Raw genomic sequence first — 18,617 nt, 5'->3', positions numbered from 1 at the left:
GCAGCAGCTGCGGACGCGACCACAGGCCGCTCAGGGCCTGGCAGACCCCAGCAGGCGCCCTTAGGTGGGGCCGCCGCGCAGTGCTGATCGCTGTGGTCTCCAACATCCCCTACGAGTTCACCCGGGTCGCTTGGTACTTCGGCTGGCCATTGGGCATCACCGACGAGTTCCACCAGATGATGGTCCACACGCCCGGCATGCTCGAAGTAGGTCTCGCGATGGCCCTGCTGGGCGTCGGCGGCAGCATCCTCACGCACGGGCTGGTGCACCGCTGGGGCGAGGTCTACCCCCGCTGGATCTGGTTCAAGGCCGGCCAACCGGTGCCGCCCCGGCTGGCGATCATCCCGGCCTCGATCGTCGCCGTGGTGCTGATCCCGGCCGGCCTGATGAACATCCGGCTGCCCGGCGACAACGTCGGCTCCGAGTGGGGCCTGGCGATGCCCGGCACCCTCTGGGTCGTCTGGGGCGCAGCACTGGGTGCCGCCACCTACGCCTACTACCTCCGCCGCCGTACTACGTGCCGCCGCTGCGGCCGCGGTGCCCCGACGGCGCCTGCGCTCGCAGTACTCACGTCCCGAAGCGACGCTCCCGCTGCGCATAGCTCCGGATCGCCCGAAGGAAGTCGACGTGCCGGAAGTCCGGCCAGAGCGCCTCGCAGAAGTAGAACTCGCTCAGCGCGCTCTGCCACAACAGGAAGCCGCCCAGCCGCTGCTCCCCAGACGTCCTGATCACCAGGTCCGGATCCGGCTGGCCCTTGGTGTAGAGGTGCTCGGCGATGTGCTCGACGTCGACCCGCTCGGCCAGCTCCTCGATCGAGATGCCCTTGGCGGCCTCTTCGAGCAGCAGCGACCGGACGGCATCGGCCAGCTCCCGGCGGCCGCCGTACCCGACCGCGACGTTGACCAGCATGCCGTCGACGTTCTGGGTGGCGGTCTCGGCGGCCTTCAGCACCTCGGCGGTGGCGCCGGGCAACAGGTCGAGCGCGCCGACCGGGTGGATCCGCCACTGGCCGATCGCCGTCAGCTCCTCGACCGTCGACTCGATGATCCGCAGCAGCGGCTCGAGCTCGTCGGTGGGCCGGGTCAGGTTGTCGGTGGAGAGCATCCAGACGGTGACCACCTTGACGCCGACCTCGTCGCACCAGTGCAGGAACTCGGTGATCTTGGTGGCGCCGGCCTCGTGGCCGCGCGAGACCGGGTCACCGGCCGCCCGGGCCCAGCGGCGGTTCCCGTCGATGATCACCCCGACGTGGCGCGGCATTCGATCCGGCGACAGGGTGCGCGCCAGCCGGCGCTCGTACAGCCCGTAAACCGCATCGCGCAGCTTGGCCTTGCCAGGTGTCCGCATCAGCAGGTGCTCTCCTCAGAAGCTCTCCGACTTCTGAGGCTAGCCCAGTTTCCCGGTCTCGTAGAGTGATCGAACTTTTCCCCCGGTTCGCGCATCGGACACTCCGGGGAGGCTGTTCCCGCCGGTGATCTCGCCTACATTTCATCCTTCTGGCCCCTTCGACCTACGACTGCGTAGGTTACGGTTGCGTAGGTCTCCGCTACGCGTACGAGAGGATGGCGATGACGGCCGAATCCGCGACCGGCACCCCGACCGGCGCTGCCTCTCCCGAGCACGGCCAGCACCTGGCCGACAAGCTGAAGCCGAAGCTGCGCGGCTGGCTGCACACCGGCACCTTCCCGCTCGCGACCGCGGCCGGCATCGTGCTGATCTGCCTGGCCCCGACCAGCAGCGGCCGGTGGGCCGCTGCGGTCTACACGCTGGGCTCGATGATGCTGTTCGGGATCTCCGGCCTCTACCACCGGTTCTACTGGGGCGCGACCGGCGAGGCGATCCTGCGCCGGCTCGACCACAGCAACATCTTCCTGCTGATCGCCGGCACCTACACCCCGCTGGGGGTGGTGCTGCTGCGCGGCAACGACCGGATCCTGCTGCTCAGCCTGGCCTGGGGCGGTGCCCTGATCGGCATCCTGTTCCGGATCTTCTGGGTGGGTGCGCCGCGCTGGCTCTACACCCCGATCTACCTGGCCCTGGGCTGGGTCGCCGTCTTCTGGATGGGCGACTTCTACCGCCTGGGCGGCGCGGCCGTGGTCACCCTGCTCGCGATCGGCGGCGGGCTCTACTCGATCGGCGCGGTCATTTACGGCACCAAGCGGCCGAACCCGTCCCCGCGGTGGTTCGGCTTCCACGAGATCTTCCACGCCTGCACGGTGGCCGCCTTCATCTGCCACTACGTAGCGGTCAGTATCGCCACCTACCACGCGGTGTAAATCTGAAGACCAGCTGAAGATCCTCCCGCATGATCGGAGTAGAAACCGATCGCCGGGGGGCCATCATGAACAGCACCACCGTCAGCGCCGGGCTGGCCGATCTCGGCCGGGACACGCCTGACGAGCAAACCCTCACCGCGCTGGTCCGCGAGGCCACCGGCCGGCCCGACGCTGTGCCCAGGACAGCCCGGGTCAAGGTCTTCGACTACGAGATCGGTACCCCGAGCACGGCGGCGCTGCTTCGCGTCCTCGGCACCGCCGAGCTGTCGTCGGGTGAGACCGTCGAGTGGTCCGCCTTCGTCAAGAAGCTGCAGTCCCCGCGGCACTGGCCGTTGCTGCACCTGATCCCTGAGCCCTTCCGGCAGCACTTCGTCGACAACCTGCCCTGGCGGCTCGAGCTCGCGGTCCACCGCGGCACTCTCGCGACGCTGCTGCCGGACGGGCTCCGGCTGCCGACGATCTACCGGCTCGACGAGTACGACGACGACCGCGCGACGCTGTGGATGGAAAACGTCGACCAGGCACCGGGCTGCTGGCCACTCGGGCGGTTCGAGCACGCGGCGAACCTGCTCGGCCGGTTGTCCGCCCGGCGGCAGCAGCACCTGGTCGAGCCGCTGCTCCCCCGCCCCGAGGTCGAGACCCCTGGCATCGCGCTGCGGTACTACGCGCAGGGTCGCGTGCTGACCACTGCCGTCCCGATGCTCGCCGACGAGCAGACCTGGCAACACCCGCTGCTGGCCGAGGCGATCCGCTCGACCGGCGACCACGGTCTCCGGGACGAACTACTCGCGCTGGCAGACCGGCTGCCCGTAGTACTGGATCGGCTGGATGGGTTGCCGCAGACGTATCAGCACGGCGACGCGAGTCCGCAGAACCTGCTGGTTCCGAAGGACAAACCGGACGAGTTCGTCGTGATCGACTGGGGCTTCGACTGTCCCCAGGCGATCGGGTTCGACCTCGGCCAGTTGCTGGTCGGCCTGGCCCATGCGGGCGAGCTCGCGCCAGAGGAGTTGCCGACGATCCACCGGGCGATCCTGGCCGCGTTCTTGGACGGCGTGGCCGAGGAGGGCATGACTGTGTCCGAGGACGATGTGCTGTACGGCTACCTCGGCTCACTGCTCGCACGGTCGGCCTTCACCGCTCTGCCGCTCGAACAACTCGGCAAGACCACCGAGTGCGGTCTCGAGCTCTTCGAGCAGCGGGTGCGACTGACCCGCGTCCTGGTCGACCTGGTCTCGAAGATCAGCTAGGCGTCAGGACGAAAACCCGGATCGCCCGGCCGCCGGTGCGTTCGACGTACGTGTCGTAAGCGGGCCAGACCTCGGTGACGAGTGGCCAGACCCGATCCCGCTCCGCGCCTTCAGCCAGTACTGCGTGGACCCCGATCTTCCGGCCACCCGGCAAGGCGACCGTCGCGGCACTGGCGGCGAGCAGATTGCCCGACCACGCGGGGTGCTTCTCCTGCCCCCAGTTCGACGCGGTGACGACGAAGCTGTCGCCGTCCGGCGCATAGATCAACGGTACGGTCCGAGGCAGCCCGGATTTGCGACCCTGAGTAGTCAGAAGCAAAGTGGGCAAGGCCGAACGGCCGAGGATCGTCACCCGGCCACCGGTGCGCCGTTGCAGCCAGCGATCGATGGGTACCAGAGTGCGACCGGCAACGGCGAACCAGCGCCGATGCCCTAACGAGCGGATGACATTCGTGTACCAGCCCATGCACGAAGTCTGCCGTCACCCTGAAGGCGGGTATGCAGGTGGGTATGAGAAGCATTCGGTTCGCAGTACTGGTAGCCGCCGCCGGCCTGGTCCTTACCGGGTGTGGTGACGAATCCGATCCCGGGGCGGGCAGCAGCCCGTCCGTTCCCGGCCCCACCTCCCCAACGACCAGCACTCCGATCACCAGTACGCCGACCGCCACGCCGGGCGGCGCCGGACTGCCCTTGACCGTCAGCAGGACAGGCGGTTTCGCGGGGTTCAACGACCAGCTCGTCGTCGGCGCCGACGGCGTCGTGAACGTCACCCAGATGGGCAAGCCGCCGAGCCGCTGCAAGCTGGAGACCGGCTTCCTGGGCACGCTGACCGAAGCCGCGAAGCAGGTCGACTGGGTCTCGGTGGGCGTCACCAAGCCGAGCGTCCGGCACCCCGACGACATGATCATCGCGGTCTCGTCCGGCGCCGGGCTGGCCCGGCTGGAGGACCCGAAGCTCAAGCCGTTGGTGACTCCGGTGGGCACGCTGCTCACCGAAGCCACCAAGCCCGGCAACCTCTGCAAACCGGTGTAACTAGCTGGCGGTCGCCGCCACGTCGTCGATCACGAAGCTCGTCTGCAGCGACGAGTCCTCCTGGCCGAGGAACTTGATGGTGACCGTCTTGCCCTTGTAGGGCAGCAGGTTGAGCGTCTTCTGCACGTACGCCGTCGACTTGTTCAGGTTCGAGTACGTCGCCAGCGTGGTGGTCGTCGAGCCGTCGACCACCTGCACCTTGACCGTGTCGTAGACGGTCGAGGTGGTGGTCTCGGCGGTGTCGATCCGGATCCACAACGACAGCGCCGCGGCGGTCGACGAGGCCGGGATGGCCACCGACTGACCGAGGTTCTCGGTGCTCGTGCTGCCGTTGCCCTGCAGCCACGCCTTGTAGCTACCGGTCCGGGCAGGCTTCGAGCTGCTGTTGGTGATCACGCCGCTGGTGCCGGTCCAGTTCACCGCGCCCGACTCGAAGCCGGGGTTCTGCAGCAGGTTGGTGCCGGTCGGCGGCGTCACCGGGCCGTAGTCCTTCTGGGCGTAGTTCCAGATCATGTGACCGATCGCGTCGATCTGGCGGTCCAGCGAGGTCAGGTTGATGTTGCTGATGGTGTCGCAGGAGCGGTGGTAGCAGGCGTCGTACGCCGCACCCGCCGTGCCACCCCACTTGGTCGCCTGCGCGGAGGTCTTGGTGCCTTCCGCGCCGGAGAACGTGCCGGCGGTCGGGATCCCGAGCGAGCGGAACGCCGCGTGGTCGGAGCGGCCCTGGACGTCGATGTACTCGGTCTGGATGCTCTTGCCGGTGAAGTAGGTGGTGAGGTCGTCACGCGCGCCGTTGCCGGCCGGGTTGTCGTCGTAGACGAAGTAGCCCGGGTTCGGCGAGGCGATCATGTCGAAGTTCAGGTAGAGCTCGATCTTGGTCCGCTCGGCGGCGGGCAGGTTGTTGACGTAGTACTTCGAGCCGAGCAGGCCCAGCTCCTCGGCGCCCCAGAAGCCGAAGCGCAGCCTGTTCTTGGCGACCTGGCCGCTGGCGGCGTAGGCCAGTGCGGTCTCCAGGACTCCCGCACTGCCGGTGCCGTTGTCGTTGATACCGGGCCCGGAGCTGACGCTGTCCAGGTGCGAGCCGGCCATCACGACGTGGTTGGCGTCGCCGTACGGCCACTCCGCGATCACGTTGTACGTCGTACCGGCGGAGGTGGAGAACGACTGCAGCACGGTGGTGTAGCCGGCCGCGTCGAGCTTGGACTTCACCCAGTTGGCCGAGGCGAGGTACCCGGGCCGGCCGGCCGCCCGGTTGCCGCTGTTGGCGGTGGCGATCGACTGGAACTGGTCCAGGTGCGCCTTGGTGTTGGTGACCGAGATGTCGGGCGAGACGACGGTCTGGGCGGCCTGGGCGCCGCTGCCGGGGACGAGGACGGCGGTGGCGACCAGGGCGGTGCCGAGTACGCCGTACAGGGGGGACTTGAGCATGGGGACTCCCTTTTGCCTTACAAAGAAGGGGCTCACAAAAAGCAGCCGGGGCGCACGGCCGGGCGGGCCGTACGCCCCGGACTGTTCACAGCGGGACAGATCAGGTGGTGACTAGCCGATCAGCGACGTGTCGTCGACGACGAAGCTGGTCTGCAGCGAGACGTCCTCGTTCTCCAGGAACCTGACCGTGACCGTCTTGCCGGCGTAGGCGCCGACGTTGAAGGTCTTCTGCGTGTAGGTCGTGTTCTTGTTGAGGTTGGAGTACGTCGCCAGGGTGGTCGTGGTGGAACCGTCCACGATCTGCACCTGGAGCTTGTCGTACGCCGTCGAGGTGGTGGTCTCGTTGGTGTCGATCCGCAGCCAGAAGGACAGCTGGGCGGAGCTGGCACCGGCCGGGATGGCGACGGACTGGCCGACGTTGGCAGTGGCGGTGACGCCCTTGCCGCCGAGCCAGGCCTTCCAGGAGCCGCTACGAGCCGGCTTGCTGGCGCTGTTGGTGACGACACCGGCGGTGCCGGTCCAGTTGACCGCACCGGACTCGAAGCCGATGTTCAGCAGCCGCTCGGAACCGGTCGGCGGGACGACGGTGCCACAGGTGGCGGCGCCGGCCGGGACGGTGATGCCGTTGAACGCGGCCTGGATGCCGAGGCACTGGGCCGAGTTGGCGCCGTACAGCGTCTTGGCAACGGTGATGGCGCCTTCACGGGCGTCCTTGTAGGTGCTGCCGGACGTCAGCTTGGTGCTCAGGGTCTGGTACCAGACCTTGGCAGCCACGTCGCGGCCGACACCGGCGATGGTCGCCCCGTCGCAGGCGGTGCTGCTGTGGGTGACGCCGCCGATGACCTTGGAGCCGGTGCCCTCGGAGGCCAGGTAGAACCAGTGGTTCAGCGGGCCGGAGGAGTAGTGCGGGTCGAGCCCACCGGTGCTGGTCGTCCAGCAGTCCTTGCTGGCACCGTCCTTGGACGGCTTGTCCATGTAGCGCAGCGGCGTGCCGTTGCCGTTGATGTTGATCTTCTCGCCGATGAGGTAGTCACCCGGGTCGTTCGCGTTGTTCGCCGAGAACTCCACCGCGGTGCCGAAGATGTCGGAGGTGGCCTCGTTCAGGCCGCCCGCGTCGCCGGAGTAGTTCAGGTTGGCGGTCGCCTCGGTGACACCGTGGCTCATCTCGTGGCCGGCCACGTCGATGGCGGTCAGCGGCCGGGCGTTGCCGGAGCCGTCGCCGTACGTCATCTGGGTGCCGTCCCAGAACGCGTTCACGTACGCGTTGCCGTAGTGCACGCGGGACCGCGAGCCCTGGCCGTTGTTGAAGATGCCGTTACGGCCGTGGACGTTCTTGTAGTAGTCCCAGGTCAGCTGGGTGCCGAAGTGAGCGTCGACACCGGCGGTCTGGCGGTTCGCGGTGGTGCCGCTGCCCCAGGTGTCGTCCGGGTCGGTGAAGGTGGTGCCGTTGCCCGACGTGGCGTTGTTCAGGTCCGTGGTCCAGTTGCCACCACGGCTGGTGTCGGTCATCGAGTAGTTGCCGGACGAGCCGGACGTCCCGATCGTGACGGTGCCGGAGTACATCGAGTTACCGGTACCGGTCTTGACCTCGTCGTCGGAGTCCAGGATCACCCCGGTCTTGGCGTCGATGAAGGAGTGCAGCACCGACGGCGTCTGGTCGGCCTTGATGCCCGAGGTGACGACCTCGTAGGCCAGCACCGGCGTCTTGGCGGGGGTGACGAAGACGACCAGCGTCCCCTTGTTGCTGGTGGCCTTGAACTCGGCCGCCTTCGCGCCCTTGGCCAGGGCCGCGGCCTGCGACAGCGTCGGCTTGGTCGAGGAGATCCCGACCGCCTTGGCGCCGCGGTTGTAGATGACGCCGGTGATCGCGTCGCTCTTGCGCTCGACGATCAGGTCACCACCCACCACCTTGAGGCCGTTGAAGGTGCGGTCGTACCGCACGTGCTCGGTGCCGTTCGCGTCCTTGACGACGTCGCGGACCTTGAGCACCTCACCGCCGGCCAAACCGAGAGCTGCGGCCGTCTGCGCGGTCAGCGCTTGTTCGGCCTGGACGGCGGCCGGCTGGTTGAAGCCGGATGCCGGAAGCGGGGCCGTACGGTTGGCGGCTCCTGCGGGCGACATTGCCAACCCCGCAGCAGCGACGATGACCACCGCCCCTGCTGATGTCAGTCGTTTCAAGACAACATCTCCTCACGGTGTGGTCGCTGTTTGGGCGCAGCGACCAATTCAATTGGGGACGCCGGATGTTCTGGCGCATCAGTGCCACTGCTCACTTGTGACACTGTGTGTCAGTACATGCGAGTTCTGTTACACCCGACTGAGGGAGGACTCTGTCCCTGGTTCGGGAAAGAGTCAAGCGATTCTGCCGAAATGGCAGGGAAAACCCGCACTGACGCAGGTTGTCAACGCGGCTGCGTCAACTCACTGCGAAGGTCTTCCGGCAACACCACCGGCAACCGGCAGGTGAACTTCCGACACACGAAGGCGGCCGGCTTGCCTGCCACCAAGGCCCGTCCGGCCAGCAGTGGAACGTTTGACCCAGGCAGACCACTGGCGATCGCGGTCCCCCAGGGCGCGTCCTTCAGCGCCACCGCGAGCAACTCCGTGGATTCACCGGCAATGGCGATCTCCAGGGGGCCGGTGGCAATTGTTTCGGCCACCGCCAATGCCCGGCCGGCGAACCGCGGGGCGCGCGCGGCAATTGCCGCGGACAACTGCAGTGCTTGCTCCGCGGCGGCCTCGTAGCGGGCCGATCCGGTCACCGAGGCCAGCGTGCTGAACGCCTCGGCCGCGAGCGACACACCGGCCGGGCTGGCGTTGTCGGTGGCGTCCTGAGGCCGCCAGACCAGCGCCTCGGCGTCCCCGGCGGTGTCGAAGAAGGTGCCATCGGCAACAAACTGGTCGAGTACCCGGTCCAGCAGGGTTTGGGCCAGCTCGAGCCATGCCTCGTTGCCGGTGACCCCCAGCAACGTGAGGCAGGCCTGGGCATAGGCGGCGTAGTCCTCCAGTACGCCGTGCGCGCCGCCGACCACGCCGTCGCGCGACGTACGGCGCAGGATTCCGGCCTGGTCCAGATGGACCTGCCGGACCAATTCGGCCGCGGCGACCGCTGCCTCGACGTACTCCGGCCGGCCCAGTACGACGCCCGTGCGCGCAAGTGCGGTGATCGCGAGACCGTTCCACGCGGCAACCACTTTGTCGTCGCGGCCCGGGTAGGTGCGGGTCGCGCGAGCTGCTCGCAGTACGGACTGGATCTGGTGCCAGCGAGCCGGGTCATCCGGGTCGCGACGGAGCTGGAGGACGGACGTGCCGTGCTCGAAGGTGCCGGTGATGTCGCAGAGCTCGATCACCCAGGCGGCGTCGTCATCACCGAGCAAGCTGCGCATCTCGTCGGGTGACCAGACGTAGTACAGGCCTTCTTCACCCTCGGTGTCGGCATCGAGCGCGGAGGCGAAGCCGCCCTCGGGGGTGCGCAGCTCGGCGAGCAGGAAGTCGGCGGTCTCGGTCGCGATCCGGCGCGCGAGCGGCTCCTCGGTGATCGCCCACCAGTGCGTGTAGACGTCGAGCAGCAGCGCGTTGTCGTAGAGCATCTTCTCGAAGTGCGGGATCACCCACTGCCCGTCGACGCTGTACCGCGCGAAGCCGCCGGCCAGCTGGTCGTACATGCCGCCGCGGGCCATCCGCTCGCAGGTCTCGGCGACCATCGCGAGGGCCTCGGCCGAGCCGGTCCTGCGGTGATGGCGAAGCAGGAAGTCGAGCACCATCGACGGCGGGAACTTCGGCGCCCGCCCGAACCCGGCGTCGACCGGATCGAAGTCCACCTTCAGCAGGTCGACGGCCTTCGCCAGCGTCGCCTCGTCCAGCGCGCCGTCCACCACCGCCGCCCGCGCCCCGAGCTGGTCGACCACCGAACGGCCCACCTTGTCGATGTCCTCGCGCTTGGTCCGCCAAGCGTTGACCAGCGACTCCAGCACCTGCCGGAAGGTCGCCATCCCGTGCCGCGGCTCGGCCGGGAAGTACGTCCCGCAGAAGAACGGCTCCGCCGCCGGCGTCAGGAACACCGACATCGGCCAGCCACCCTGCCCGGTCATCGCGACCGTCGCCTGCATGTAGATCGCGTCCACATCCGGCCGCTCCTCGCGATCGACCTTGACGCAGACGAAGTTCTCGTTGAGATAAGCCGCTGTCGCCTCGTCCTCGAACGACTCGTGCGCCATCACGTGACACCAGTGACAGGCGGAGTACCCGACCGACAGGAACACCGGCACGTCCCGCTCGCGAGCCTCCGCGAACACCTCCGCGGACCACTCCCGCCAGTGCACGGGGTTGTCCGCGTGCTGCCTCAGGTAGGGAGAAGTGGACTTGCCGAGCTCATTGGAGGCCATGGCCCCACGTTAGGTGGTCTGGGACAGCGCTACCGAGAGGCCTATCGCGATGGCCATGATGATGAGTTCGCCGGCGACCAGTTGCCAGAAGCGGTGGCCGCGGTTGGAGAGGTCGCCGATGGCATGCCTGCGGTGGAACCAGCCGCCGATGATGAGCACGACGAACGCGACGGTCTTAGCGAGCAGCAGGCCGCCGTACGCGTCTGAGGTGAGGACGTCGGGGATCGCGCCGAAGCCGCCGCCCTTCGCGGCGAGGCGGCCGGCCGCGCTGATCAGGCCGCTCAGCAGTACTGCGATGGAGGACGCGAGCGCGACCTGGCTGAAGCGTTCGAGGACGAGCGGTAGGCCACCGCGGCTGGCTCGGCCGTAGCGGACCAGACCGGCCAGGCCGCCGACCCAGCTGGTCGCCGCGATCACGTGGATGACAAGGGCAGCACCCGCGAGTACGACGTACGACTCGTCGCGGGGGAAGGCGGTCACCGCGGGTGGGATGAGGGCGGCGACCGCGACCAGCACACCGAGGCCGGCGGCAGAGGCTGTCTCGACCCGGCGGACGCCGATCGCCAACGCAGTAACGAGGATGCCGGTGATCAGCAAGGCCTTCACTTCGGGTACGCCGAGGGCGTCGTCAAGGCGGAGGCGGAGCAGGTCGACCGGGGTGCTGAGCATGACGGCGGCGGTCAGGACCGCGCCGGCGAAGGCGGCAACGGCCCAGATGATCGCGGAGTTGCTGGCGTCGCGGACCGCACGCCGGCCCTGCAGACCGAGCGGACCGCCGTCGGTCCGCAGCAGGACCACGGCCGCCAGCAGCGCGCCGGCGCAACCGACCGTCGCCATCGTGGAGAGCAGGCGGGACAGGGGCAGCAGCCACTCGGTGAGGGTGCCCACTCCGGCCAGTCCGTCGTCACCCGAATGCGGTTCGCTGTCGGCGGCGAACAGGGCGATCACCATCGCCACCGCCGCGACCAGGACAGCACTCGCACCACCCGCGACCAGACGGCCGGGCATGCGGTGCCGGGCGGCGCGGGTCGCGCTCACAGAGCGTTCCCGCCCTCGGCACCATGGATGGACACGCGCACACTATAGGTGAGCTATCTAACAGAGTCCCCGCACGACACCATCTCGTGACCCGACCGGCGCAAACGGTTGCCAGAGCGTGACTTTGGGCAATCCCCCGGCGCTACCCGTTGCCTGGGGCATCAACTTGCCGAGCGGCTACTTGTCGGCCTGGCTCACGTCGGCGCTGCCTACGTCGGCCCTGCCTGCGTCGGCCTGGCCCGCGTCGGCCTTGGCCGCCTCGGCCGGTTCAGCCGTCGCCGTCGGCCCGGCAGCGCCAACCGGGGCCGCTGAGCTGGGCGGCGGGACGTCGGAGGGTGCTCGGTCGCGAGCACCAGCGTCCGGGTCGAAATCGATCCGCTTCAGCTGCTTGGCCATGTTGCGCCACAGGAAGAACGTGGCGGCACCGAGCCCGAGCACGATCAGCAGCGCCACCCAGCCGGGCTTCACCGTGTTCGGATCGATCTCGGCCGTCGGCAGGCTGATGCTCAGAAGCTGGGTCATCGGAGTCACCGTCCCAGTGTCTCACCGTCCGATCCCGCCCTCAGCGCAACCCCGCGAAGAGGTCGTCCTCCGGCAGTTCGGACTCCACCAGGGTGCGGGCCAGTTCGTAGTCCTCGGTCGGCCACGCCTGCTGGTGCACCTCCAGCGGTACGGCGAACCACGCGCCGTCCGGGTCGATCTGGGTGGCGTGCGCGAGCAACGCGCGATCGCGCAGCCCGAAGTACTCGGCGCACTCGACCCGGGTGGTGATCCGCTTCTCGTTCTCCGGGTCCGGCTTCCAGTCCGCCAGCCGGTCGGCGTACGGCGACTCCAGGCCGCGGGCGATCATCGCGTCGTGCAGCGCCTTCATCCGCTCGCGGTGGAAGGTGTGGTGGTAGTAGAGCTTCAACGGCTGGTACGGCGTACCGAGCTCCGGGTACGCGTCCGGGTCGCCGGCCGCCTCGAACGCCGCCACCGTGATCTGGTGGCACATCACGTGATCGGGGTGCGGGTAGCCGCCGTTCTCGTCGTACGTCGTGACGACCTGCGGCCGGAACTCGCGGATCAGCTTCACCAGCGGCGCGGCCGCGTCCTCCACCTTGAGCGAGGCGAAGCAGCCCTCCGGCAGCGGCGGCAGCGGGTCGCCCTCGGGGAAGCCCGAGTCGATCCAGCCGAGCCATTCCTGCCGGATGCCGAGGATCTCGCGGGCCGCGTCCATCTCGCGGCGGCGGATCTCGGTGATGTTGGCCAGCACGTCGGGCCGATCCATCTTCGGGTTCAGGATCGAGCCGCGCTCCCCGCCGGTACAGGTGGCGACCATCACGTCGACGCCGTCGGCGACGTACCGGGCGGTCGACGCGGCGCCCTTGCTGGACTCGTCGTCGGGGTGAGCATGGACATGCAGCAGACGGAGATCTTCGGTCACAAGAGACAATGGTGCTTCAAGCCCGAGGAGAACCAGTGACCGACCCACAATCTGCCGTCCGGACCGACGGCCGGAGCGCTGCTCTGGATGCCCGCTACGGACGGACCGGGCGCAGCCGCAGACCGCTGGTGTTCGGCATCGTCGGCGTGCTCGCGCTCGTCGCGTTGGTCTGGCTGTTCTGGGCCGCCTCCGTCTCGGCGAACCCGCCGGTCGCCTCCCGGCTGCTCGGCTACAAGATCGTCTCGTCCACCTCGGCGACCGCGACCATCCAGGTTGACCGGACCAAGTCGGTCGAAGCCCAGTGCCGGGTGCAGGCCAAGGCCGCGGACTTCTCCATCGTCGGCGAGATCACCGTCACGGTGGCGGCGGATTCGCCGCGGCAGCAGTCGGTCGACACGACGCTGACGACGCAGCGCGCCGCGACGGCCGTGATCCTGGTCGGCTGTACGACGGCGGACGCGCACCGGCCGAACTGAGCTACCCACTTCGGCCCGAGGTAAACGGTTGCCTTCGCGGCGGCGGTAATCGTTTGCCAAGTGTTTGAGGCGGCGAAGAACTGTGGGGTTCTGAGCGCTGTCTTGCTACGCTCGGTGGATTGGTCGCCGTCGACGACGGCGGCCCTGTTGTATTTTCACCCATCCCATCGACAAAGGAGCAGCCCAATGACGCAGAAGATCGATGAGGACAGCGTTGTCTGGCTGACACAGGATGGCTACGACCAGCTGAAGTCCGAGCTCGACGAGCTCAAGGGCGCCGGCCGGACCGAGATCACCCAGCGGATCAGCGACGCCCGCGACGAGGGTGACCTGAAGGAGAACGGCGGCTACCACGCCGCCAAGGACGAGCAGGGCAAGATGGAGGCGCGGATCCGGCAGCTCGAGGACATCCTGCGCCGCGCCCGCGTCGGTGAGACCCCGAAGGCCGGCGGCAAGGTCGAGCCCGGGATGAAGGTCTCGATCAAGTTCGCCGGTGACGACGACGTCGAGACGTTCCTGCTCGGCTCCCGCGAGCTGCTGGCGCTGGACTCCTCGGTGGACATCGACGTCTACTCGCCGCAGTCCCCGCTCGGCTCGGCGATCCTGGGCAAGAAGAAGGGCGAGAAGGCGACCTACGAGGCGCCCAACGGCAAGCCGGTCACGGTGGAGATCGTCGCCGCGGTGCCGTTCAAGGGCTGACCCCCACGACAGCTGAAGCACCCCGGGACCGATGGGGCCCGGGGTGCTTTGTTGTTTCAGTCAGCGGCCAGCGCGCCGATCCTCGGCAGCTCGCCGCGGGGGTCAGCGGCCAGTGGCCAGGCGGTCAGCGGCCGGTCGCCCGCCGGTACTTGTTGACAGCCAGCGGCGCGAAGACGCCGATGATGACCGCGCACCAGATCAGCGACAGCCAGACCGGATGCTGGGCGGGAAATCCGTCAGGGCTGGCGAACGGGCTCGGATTGCCGAAGAGATGCCGGCAAGCGGCCACGATCGACGAGATCGGGTTCCACTCGGCGACCGGTTGCAGGCCGCTGGGCAGGTTGGGCGTGGGAACGAAGGCGTTCGAGAGGAACGTCAACGGGAACAGCCAGATCAGCCCGGCCGAGGCCGCCACCTCGGGCCCACCCACCGACAGGCCGATGAGCGCACCCACCCACAGCATGGCGAAGGCGAACAGCAGCAGGATCGCGAACGCCGCCAGCGCGTTGCCGAAGCCGTTGTGCCAGCGCCAGCCGACGATGAACCCGCAGATCACCATCACCAGCATCACGAACGCGTTGAACACGACATCGCCGATCACCCGCCCGGCGATCACCCCGGACCGCGCCATCGGCAGCGACCGGAACCGGTCGATCAGGCCCTTCGACATGTCGTCGGCCAGCCCGACACTCGCCGAGGCGACCGCGAACGCCATCGTCTGGGCGAAGATCCCGGACATCAGGAACTCGCGATAGGCCCGGGCGCCGGGGAAGCCCGGGATCGGGATCGCGTTGCCGAAGACGTACGCGAACAGCAGCACGAACATGATCGGCTGGATGGTCGCGTAGATCAGCATGTCGGGCGTCCGCGGGATCCGCTTCAGGCTGCGCCAGGCCAGCACCCCCGCGTCCGACAGCGCCCGGCCGAACGGGCTCACCTTCGCCGGCGTACCGGTCGTGCTCATGCCTTCACCTTCTTCTGTCCGGCCTTCTGCCCGGCCTGTCCGGCGGACTCGTCGGTGACCGTGTCGGGGTTGTCGGTCGCGTGCCCGGTCAGGCTGAGGAACACGTCGTCCAGCGTCGGCCGGCGCAGCCCGATGTCGGCGATCCGGATGCCGGCCCCGTCGAGCGTGCGGATCACCCCGACCAGCGCCTCGGAGCCGCCCGGCGCCGGCAGCGTCACCCGCTTGCTGTGCTTGTCGAGCGTGGTCGCCTCCGGATCGCTGATCTCCAGCGCCGCGGTCAGCAGCTCGAGCGCCCGGTAGGTCTCGTCCGGGTCGTGCAGGACGACCTCGATCCGCTCGCCGCCGACCTTCGCCTTGAGCTCGTCCGCGGTACCGCGGGCGATCACCGAACCGTGGTCGACCACCACGATGCTGTCGGCCAGCTCGTCGGCCTCCTCCAGGTACTGCGTGGTGAGCAGGATCGTCACGCCTTCGCTGACCCGGTCGCGAATGATCTTCCACAGGTCGAGCCGGCTGCGCGGGTCGAGCCCGGTGGTCGGCTCGTCGAGGAACAGCACCTTGGGATGCGCGATCAGCGAACCGGCCAGGTCGAGCCGGCGCCGCATGCCACCGGAGTACGTCTTCAGCGTCCGGTCGGCCGCCTCGGTCAGGTCGAAGATGTCGAGCAACTCCTCGGCCCGCGCGCTGGCCTGCTGGCTGCTGAGCCGGTAGAGCCGGCCGAACATCCAGAGGTTCTCCCGGCCGGTCAGCAGTTCGTCGACCGCCGCGTACTGCCCCGAGAGCCCGACCAGCCCGCGCACGGTGTCGGCCTCCTTCACCACGTCGTGCCCGAGCACCCGCGCGCTGCCGGCATCCGGCCGCATCAGCGTGGTGAGCACCCGGACGGCGGTCGTCTTGCCCGCGCCGTTCGGCCCCAGCAACCCGAGCACGGTGCCTTCGGGGACCTCCAGGTCGATCCCGTCGAGTGCCCGGACCGTGTTCTTCCGCGCTTTGAATGTCTTGACGAGGCCGGTCGCCTCGATTGCCGCCATCGCAGCCGCTCCTTCCAGGATGTGATGCAGATCATCATCCTGGCGGACCCCGCCGACAGATTTCGAGCGGTTAAACCGGCTTTCTGAGTTGAGCCAAGGACGCTCAACTTTCTTGACATTGAGTCGACAAGGCTCAAGTCTGCGTTCTACGGTCTGCTGCATGACGACCGGTCCCGGCATCCTCAGCCACCCCGACTTCCGCCGCCTCTGGATCGCGGACCTGCTGAGCCAGCTCGGCAGCCGCCTCGGCATGATGGCCGCTCCCCTGCTCGCCGTCCTCACCCTGAACGCCTCCACGCTGCAGGTCTCCCTCCTGCGCACCTGCGAGACGGCTGCCTGGCTACTGCTCGGACTGTTCGCCGGTGCCTGGGTCGACCGGGTGCGCTGCCTCCCGGTGCTGATCGCGGCCGACGTGGGCAGGGCTGTGCTGTTCGGCTCGATCCCGGTGGCCGCCTGGTTCGGAGTACTGACTCTCACGCAGCTGTACGTCGTACTGGCGGCTGCTGGAGTCCTGACCGTGCTGTTCGACGTAGCCCATAGCTCCTACCCGCCACGGCTGCTTGCCACGGAGCAGCTCCTCCCGGGCAACGCCAAGCTGGCTGCCAACCACTCGGTGGCGGCCGTCGTCGGAGCGGGTGCGGGCGGCTTCCTGGTCCAGTGGTTGAGCGCGGCCGTCACTCTCGGGCTCAACGCGGTCGGGTTCCTCTGGTCGGCGTTGTGGCTCCGCTCGATCCGTACGCCGGAACCGCGTCCGGCGCCGGCGGACCGGCCGAACCTGCGCCGGGAGATCGGCGAGGGCCTGCGCTACGTGTTCCGCCATCCCCTGCTGCGGCCGATCGCGCTGAACCAGACCACGACGATGCTCTTCCAGGCGGCCGGTTCGGCGGTGATGATCGTGTTCCTGGTCCGGGAGATCCATCTGTCGCCCAGCACGATCGGCCTGCTCAGCATGATCGGGTTGCTGGGCGCGCCGGCGGCCTCGTGGTTCACCGAGCGGCTGAGCAGCTGGCTGGGTGACGCGCGAGCGCTCCTGCTCGCGTCGGTGGGGATCGGGGTGGCCTTCACCCTGCAAGGGCTGACCACGCCTGGTTGGGGACTCGCCTGGTACGTCGGATCGACGCTGCTGGCCGCGATCTGCATCATCGTCAGCTACATCGTGGCGATCAGCACCCGCCAACGCCTCTGCCCACCCGACCTGCAAGGCCGGGTGAGCGCCACGATGAGCTTCGTCAGCTGGGGCGCGGCGCCCATTGGCAGCCTGCTCGGAGGCCTGACCGCCACCGCGATCGGCCTCCGCCCCACTCTCCTGCTAGCCGGCTTCGCCACCCTGCTCGGCACCGCCTGGCTCTTCTTCTCCCCGCTCAGAACCCTCCAGACAATTCCAGAGGTCAGTCAGAAGTGATTTGCGCGCTTCCCACCAGCACCTCGACGTCGAGGGCGGCGCGACCGCGGCCGATCTCCACATCCTTGGACTGGCCGGAGACCGCGCCGGTCCAGGAGACGCGCCCGAGCTGTGCCTCGGTGTGCACCCGTACGTCGGAGCCGCGGCGCAGCGTGACGTTGGCAGACCCGGACTCGACCCTGACCCGCGACCGCCCCTTGGTGATCTGGGCGTCGAGCGTCGCCGTACCGGCCTGGACGAGCACGTCGATCGGGCCGTCGACGTCGGTGACCTTCGCAGTACCGGCGGTGACGCGGACCCTCGACAGCCCGGGAAGGCGCTCGGCGGTGACGCTGCCACCGGTCACCTCGATCTCCACCTGGAGCATCGGGTTGACCCGGATCCACAACTCCTTCGCGAGACCGTTGACGTGCGACTTCAGGTCGGTCGGGTTGCGCAGCAGGTTGAGGCCGTCGATCGAGACGCCCATGTCGCCTTCGCTGTTGATCGCGAGGGTGTCGCCGTCCCGCTTGATCACGTGCGGGCCGTCCACGGCGACACCGGTGACGGCAGGCTCGCCGACCAGGCGCACGCGGCGGCCGATCGCGCGGATGGTCACCCGGCGTACCCCGGAAGGCACCACGAGGTCGCTGTGCAGCGTCTCCTGCTCGAGCACCGGCTCAGCAGCAGGCGCCGGCGTCGACTGAGGAGCAGGTGCAGGCGGCTCAGGAGCGAGCGGCGGCTCAGGCGCAGGAGCAAGCGTCGGCTCAGGAGCAGCAACCGCCTCCGGTACGACGGCAGCATCGTCCACCACACTGCCTTCACCGTTGCTCGCAGCATGCTTCGCCGCCGGCGCAGTACCAGCAGTTTCACCGGAACTGGTGCCCGGCCAAGCACCCGGGCTCGGGGAATCGACAGCATCCGCCCAAACAGACGCTGAGGGCGCCGAATCAGCAGGCTCAGCGGGCGCTTCCGAGCTGCTGGGAAGGGCAGCGATCAGCGTCGCGGCTTCGGCGGCGGACAGGTGGCCGGCGGCGACTCGGTCGAGGATGGTTTTGACCTGACGGTCGTAGTCGCTCTGCTTGCTCTGATCGCTCATGCCCCCAGTCCAGCACCCGGACGGGTCGAAACCAATCGGGGATCGCCCCGAACTCCCCCGCCCGACCCCTGAGCGACCCCAAACCCGCCCCAAAAAACAGTGCGGGTCACGGCGGAGTAGCCCGTGACCCGC

At 68.5% G+C, this 18,617-nt stretch carries 17 protein-coding genes; 6 read left to right on the top strand and 11 right to left on the bottom strand.

Features of this window, described 5'->3' with window-relative positions; all coding sequences use genetic code 11:
* Positions 1–567 precede the first annotated feature (567 nt).
* Positions 568–1,347, bottom strand: a complete 780-nt coding sequence (locus tag AB0P21_RS21885; RefSeq protein ID WP_363698965.1) for an isoprenyl transferase — start codon at positions 1,345–1,347, stop codon at positions 568–570.
* 221 nt (positions 1,348–1,568) lie between these two features.
* Here AB0P21_RS21885 and AB0P21_RS21880 point away from each other — a divergent pair, with 221 nt between their 5' ends.
* Entirely contained in the window at positions 1,569–2,276 is a 708-nt protein-coding gene (locus AB0P21_RS21880) for a hemolysin III family protein (protein ID WP_363698964.1), read from the top strand.
* Between the two features lie 65 nt (positions 2,277–2,341).
* Positions 2,342–3,526 (top strand): phosphotransferase, encoded by a 1,185-nt coding sequence (locus tag AB0P21_RS21875; RefSeq protein WP_363698963.1) that lies wholly within the window; start codon positions 2,342–2,344, stop codon positions 3,524–3,526.
* On the opposite strand, the gene AB0P21_RS21870 is transcribed toward AB0P21_RS21875, so the two are convergent.
* Positions 3,519–3,992, bottom strand: a complete 474-nt coding sequence (locus AB0P21_RS21870) for a nitroreductase/quinone reductase family protein (protein ID WP_363698962.1) — start codon at positions 3,990–3,992, stop codon at positions 3,519–3,521. The genes AB0P21_RS21875 and AB0P21_RS21870 overlap by 8 nt on opposite strands.
* Before the next feature lie 44 nt (positions 3,993–4,036).
* On the opposite strand from AB0P21_RS21870, the gene AB0P21_RS21865 reads away from it, so the two are divergent.
* On the top strand, positions 4,037–4,558 hold the full coding sequence (locus AB0P21_RS21865) for a hypothetical protein (RefSeq protein WP_363698961.1): 522 nt from the start codon (positions 4,037–4,039) through the stop codon (positions 4,556–4,558).
* On the opposite strand, the gene AB0P21_RS21860 is transcribed toward AB0P21_RS21865, so the two are convergent.
* The 6 genes from AB0P21_RS21860 to mca form a co-directional block, all read right to left on the bottom strand.
* Positions 4,559–5,986, bottom strand: a complete 1,428-nt coding sequence (locus AB0P21_RS21860; RefSeq protein ID WP_363698960.1) for a M28 family metallopeptidase — start codon at positions 5,984–5,986, stop codon at positions 4,559–4,561.
* Between the two features lie 111 nt (positions 5,987–6,097).
* Positions 6,098–8,164 carry a M4 family metallopeptidase gene (locus AB0P21_RS21855; protein WP_363698959.1) on the bottom strand — a complete coding sequence of 689 codons (2,067 nt, stop codon included), beginning with the start codon at positions 8,162–8,164 and terminating at the stop codon, positions 6,098–6,100.
* A 224-nt stretch (positions 8,165–8,388) separates the two neighbouring features.
* Positions 8,389–10,371, bottom strand: coding sequence for a thioredoxin domain-containing protein (locus AB0P21_RS21850; RefSeq protein WP_363698958.1), 1,983 nt, complete (start codon positions 10,369–10,371; stop codon positions 8,389–8,391).
* Between the two features lie 9 nt (positions 10,372–10,380).
* Positions 10,381–11,409 carry a CopD family protein gene (locus AB0P21_RS21845; protein ID WP_363698957.1) on the bottom strand — a complete coding sequence of 343 codons (1,029 nt, stop codon included), beginning with the start codon at positions 11,407–11,409 and terminating at the stop codon, positions 10,381–10,383.
* Between the two features lie 177 nt (positions 11,410–11,586).
* Positions 11,587–11,931 (bottom strand): hypothetical protein, encoded by a 345-nt coding sequence (locus AB0P21_RS21840; protein WP_363698956.1) that lies wholly within the window; start codon positions 11,929–11,931, stop codon positions 11,587–11,589.
* A 40-nt stretch (positions 11,932–11,971) separates the two neighbouring features.
* Positions 11,972–12,835: a mycothiol conjugate amidase Mca gene (gene mca, locus AB0P21_RS21835; RefSeq protein ID WP_363698955.1), complete on the bottom strand. Its 864-nt coding sequence runs from the start codon at positions 12,833–12,835 to the stop codon at positions 11,972–11,974.
* A 35-nt stretch (positions 12,836–12,870) separates the two neighbouring features.
* Between mca and AB0P21_RS21830 the strand changes: the two genes are divergently transcribed.
* Together AB0P21_RS21830 and greA are read left to right on the top strand one after the other, a co-directional pair.
* The gene (locus AB0P21_RS21830; RefSeq protein WP_363698954.1) at positions 12,871–13,311 is read left to right on the top strand and encodes a DUF4307 domain-containing protein; all 441 of its coding nucleotides are present in this window, start codon (positions 12,871–12,873) and stop codon (positions 13,309–13,311) included.
* 186 nt (positions 13,312–13,497) lie between these two features.
* Positions 13,498–14,010 carry a transcription elongation factor GreA gene (gene greA / locus AB0P21_RS21825; protein WP_363698953.1) on the top strand — a complete coding sequence of 171 codons (513 nt, stop codon included), beginning with the start codon at positions 13,498–13,500 and terminating at the stop codon, positions 14,008–14,010.
* 124 nt (positions 14,011–14,134) lie between these two features.
* On the opposite strand, the gene AB0P21_RS21820 is transcribed toward greA, so the two are convergent.
* Both AB0P21_RS21820 and AB0P21_RS21815 read right to left on the bottom strand, forming a co-directional pair.
* Positions 14,135–14,974 (bottom strand): ABC transporter permease, encoded by an 840-nt coding sequence (locus tag AB0P21_RS21820; RefSeq protein ID WP_363698952.1) that lies wholly within the window; start codon positions 14,972–14,974, stop codon positions 14,135–14,137.
* Entirely contained in the window at positions 14,971–16,005 is a 1,035-nt protein-coding gene (locus tag AB0P21_RS21815; protein ID WP_363698951.1) for an ATP-binding cassette domain-containing protein, read from the bottom strand. Before AB0P21_RS21815 ends, AB0P21_RS21820 begins: the two co-directional genes overlap by 4 nt.
* A gap of 160 nt (positions 16,006–16,165) precedes the next feature.
* Between AB0P21_RS21815 and AB0P21_RS21810 the strand changes: the two genes are divergently transcribed.
* Positions 16,166–17,407: an MFS transporter gene (locus AB0P21_RS21810; RefSeq protein WP_363698950.1), complete on the top strand. Its 1,242-nt coding sequence runs from the start codon at positions 16,166–16,168 to the stop codon at positions 17,405–17,407.
* Here AB0P21_RS21810 and AB0P21_RS21805 read toward each other — a convergent pair.
* A complete protein-coding gene (locus AB0P21_RS21805; protein WP_363698949.1) occupies positions 17,394–18,485 on the bottom strand; it encodes a hypothetical protein in 1,092 nt (363 codons plus the stop codon). The genes AB0P21_RS21810 and AB0P21_RS21805 overlap by 14 nt on opposite strands.
* Positions 18,486–18,617: the final 132 nt, after the last annotated feature.

Source organism: Kribbella sp. NPDC056861, from assembly GCF_040687575.1.
Lineage (GTDB): Bacteria > Actinomycetota > Actinomycetes > Propionibacteriales > Kribbellaceae > Kribbella.
Note: the sequence above shows the minus strand (reverse complement) of the source record. Positions and strands in the feature narration are given on the sequence as shown.

Bases quoted from the DNA above. Each gene is read 5' to 3' on its own strand.
- greA (WP_363698953.1), top strand. From the start codon at position 13,498: ATGACGCAGAAGATCGATGAGGACAGCGTTGTCTGGCTGACACAGGAT.
- AB0P21_RS21875 (WP_363698963.1), top strand. From the start codon at position 2,342: ATGAACAGCACCACCGTCAGCGCCGGGCTGGCCGATCTCGGCCGGGAC.
- AB0P21_RS21850 (WP_363698958.1), bottom strand. From the start codon at position 10,371: ATGGCCTCCAATGAGCTCGGCAAGTCCACTTCTCCCTACCTGAGGCAG.
- AB0P21_RS21880 (WP_363698964.1), top strand. From the start codon at position 1,569: ATGACGGCCGAATCCGCGACCGGCACCCCGACCGGCGCTGCCTCTCCC.
- AB0P21_RS21885 (WP_363698965.1), bottom strand. From the start codon at position 1,347: ATGCGGACACCTGGCAAGGCCAAGCTGCGCGATGCGGTTTACGGGCTG.
- AB0P21_RS21865 (WP_363698961.1), top strand. From the start codon at position 4,037: ATGAGAAGCATTCGGTTCGCAGTACTGGTAGCCGCCGCCGGCCTGGTC.
- AB0P21_RS21870 (WP_363698962.1), bottom strand. From the start codon at position 3,992: ATGGGCTGGTACACGAATGTCATCCGCTCGTTAGGGCATCGGCGCTGG.
- AB0P21_RS21840 (WP_363698956.1), bottom strand. From the start codon at position 11,931: ATGACCCAGCTTCTGAGCATCAGCCTGCCGACGGCCGAGATCGATCCG.
- AB0P21_RS21810 (WP_363698950.1), top strand. From the start codon at position 16,166: ATGACGACCGGTCCCGGCATCCTCAGCCACCCCGACTTCCGCCGCCTC.
- AB0P21_RS21820 (WP_363698952.1), bottom strand. From the start codon at position 14,974: ATGAGCACGACCGGTACGCCGGCGAAGGTGAGCCCGTTCGGCCGGGCG.
- AB0P21_RS21815 (WP_363698951.1), bottom strand. From the start codon at position 16,005: ATGGCGGCAATCGAGGCGACCGGCCTCGTCAAGACATTCAAAGCGCGG.
- AB0P21_RS21805 (WP_363698949.1), bottom strand. From the start codon at position 18,485: ATGAGCGATCAGAGCAAGCAGAGCGACTACGACCGTCAGGTCAAAACC.
- AB0P21_RS21860 (WP_363698960.1), bottom strand. From the start codon at position 5,986: ATGCTCAAGTCCCCCCTGTACGGCGTACTCGGCACCGCCCTGGTCGCC.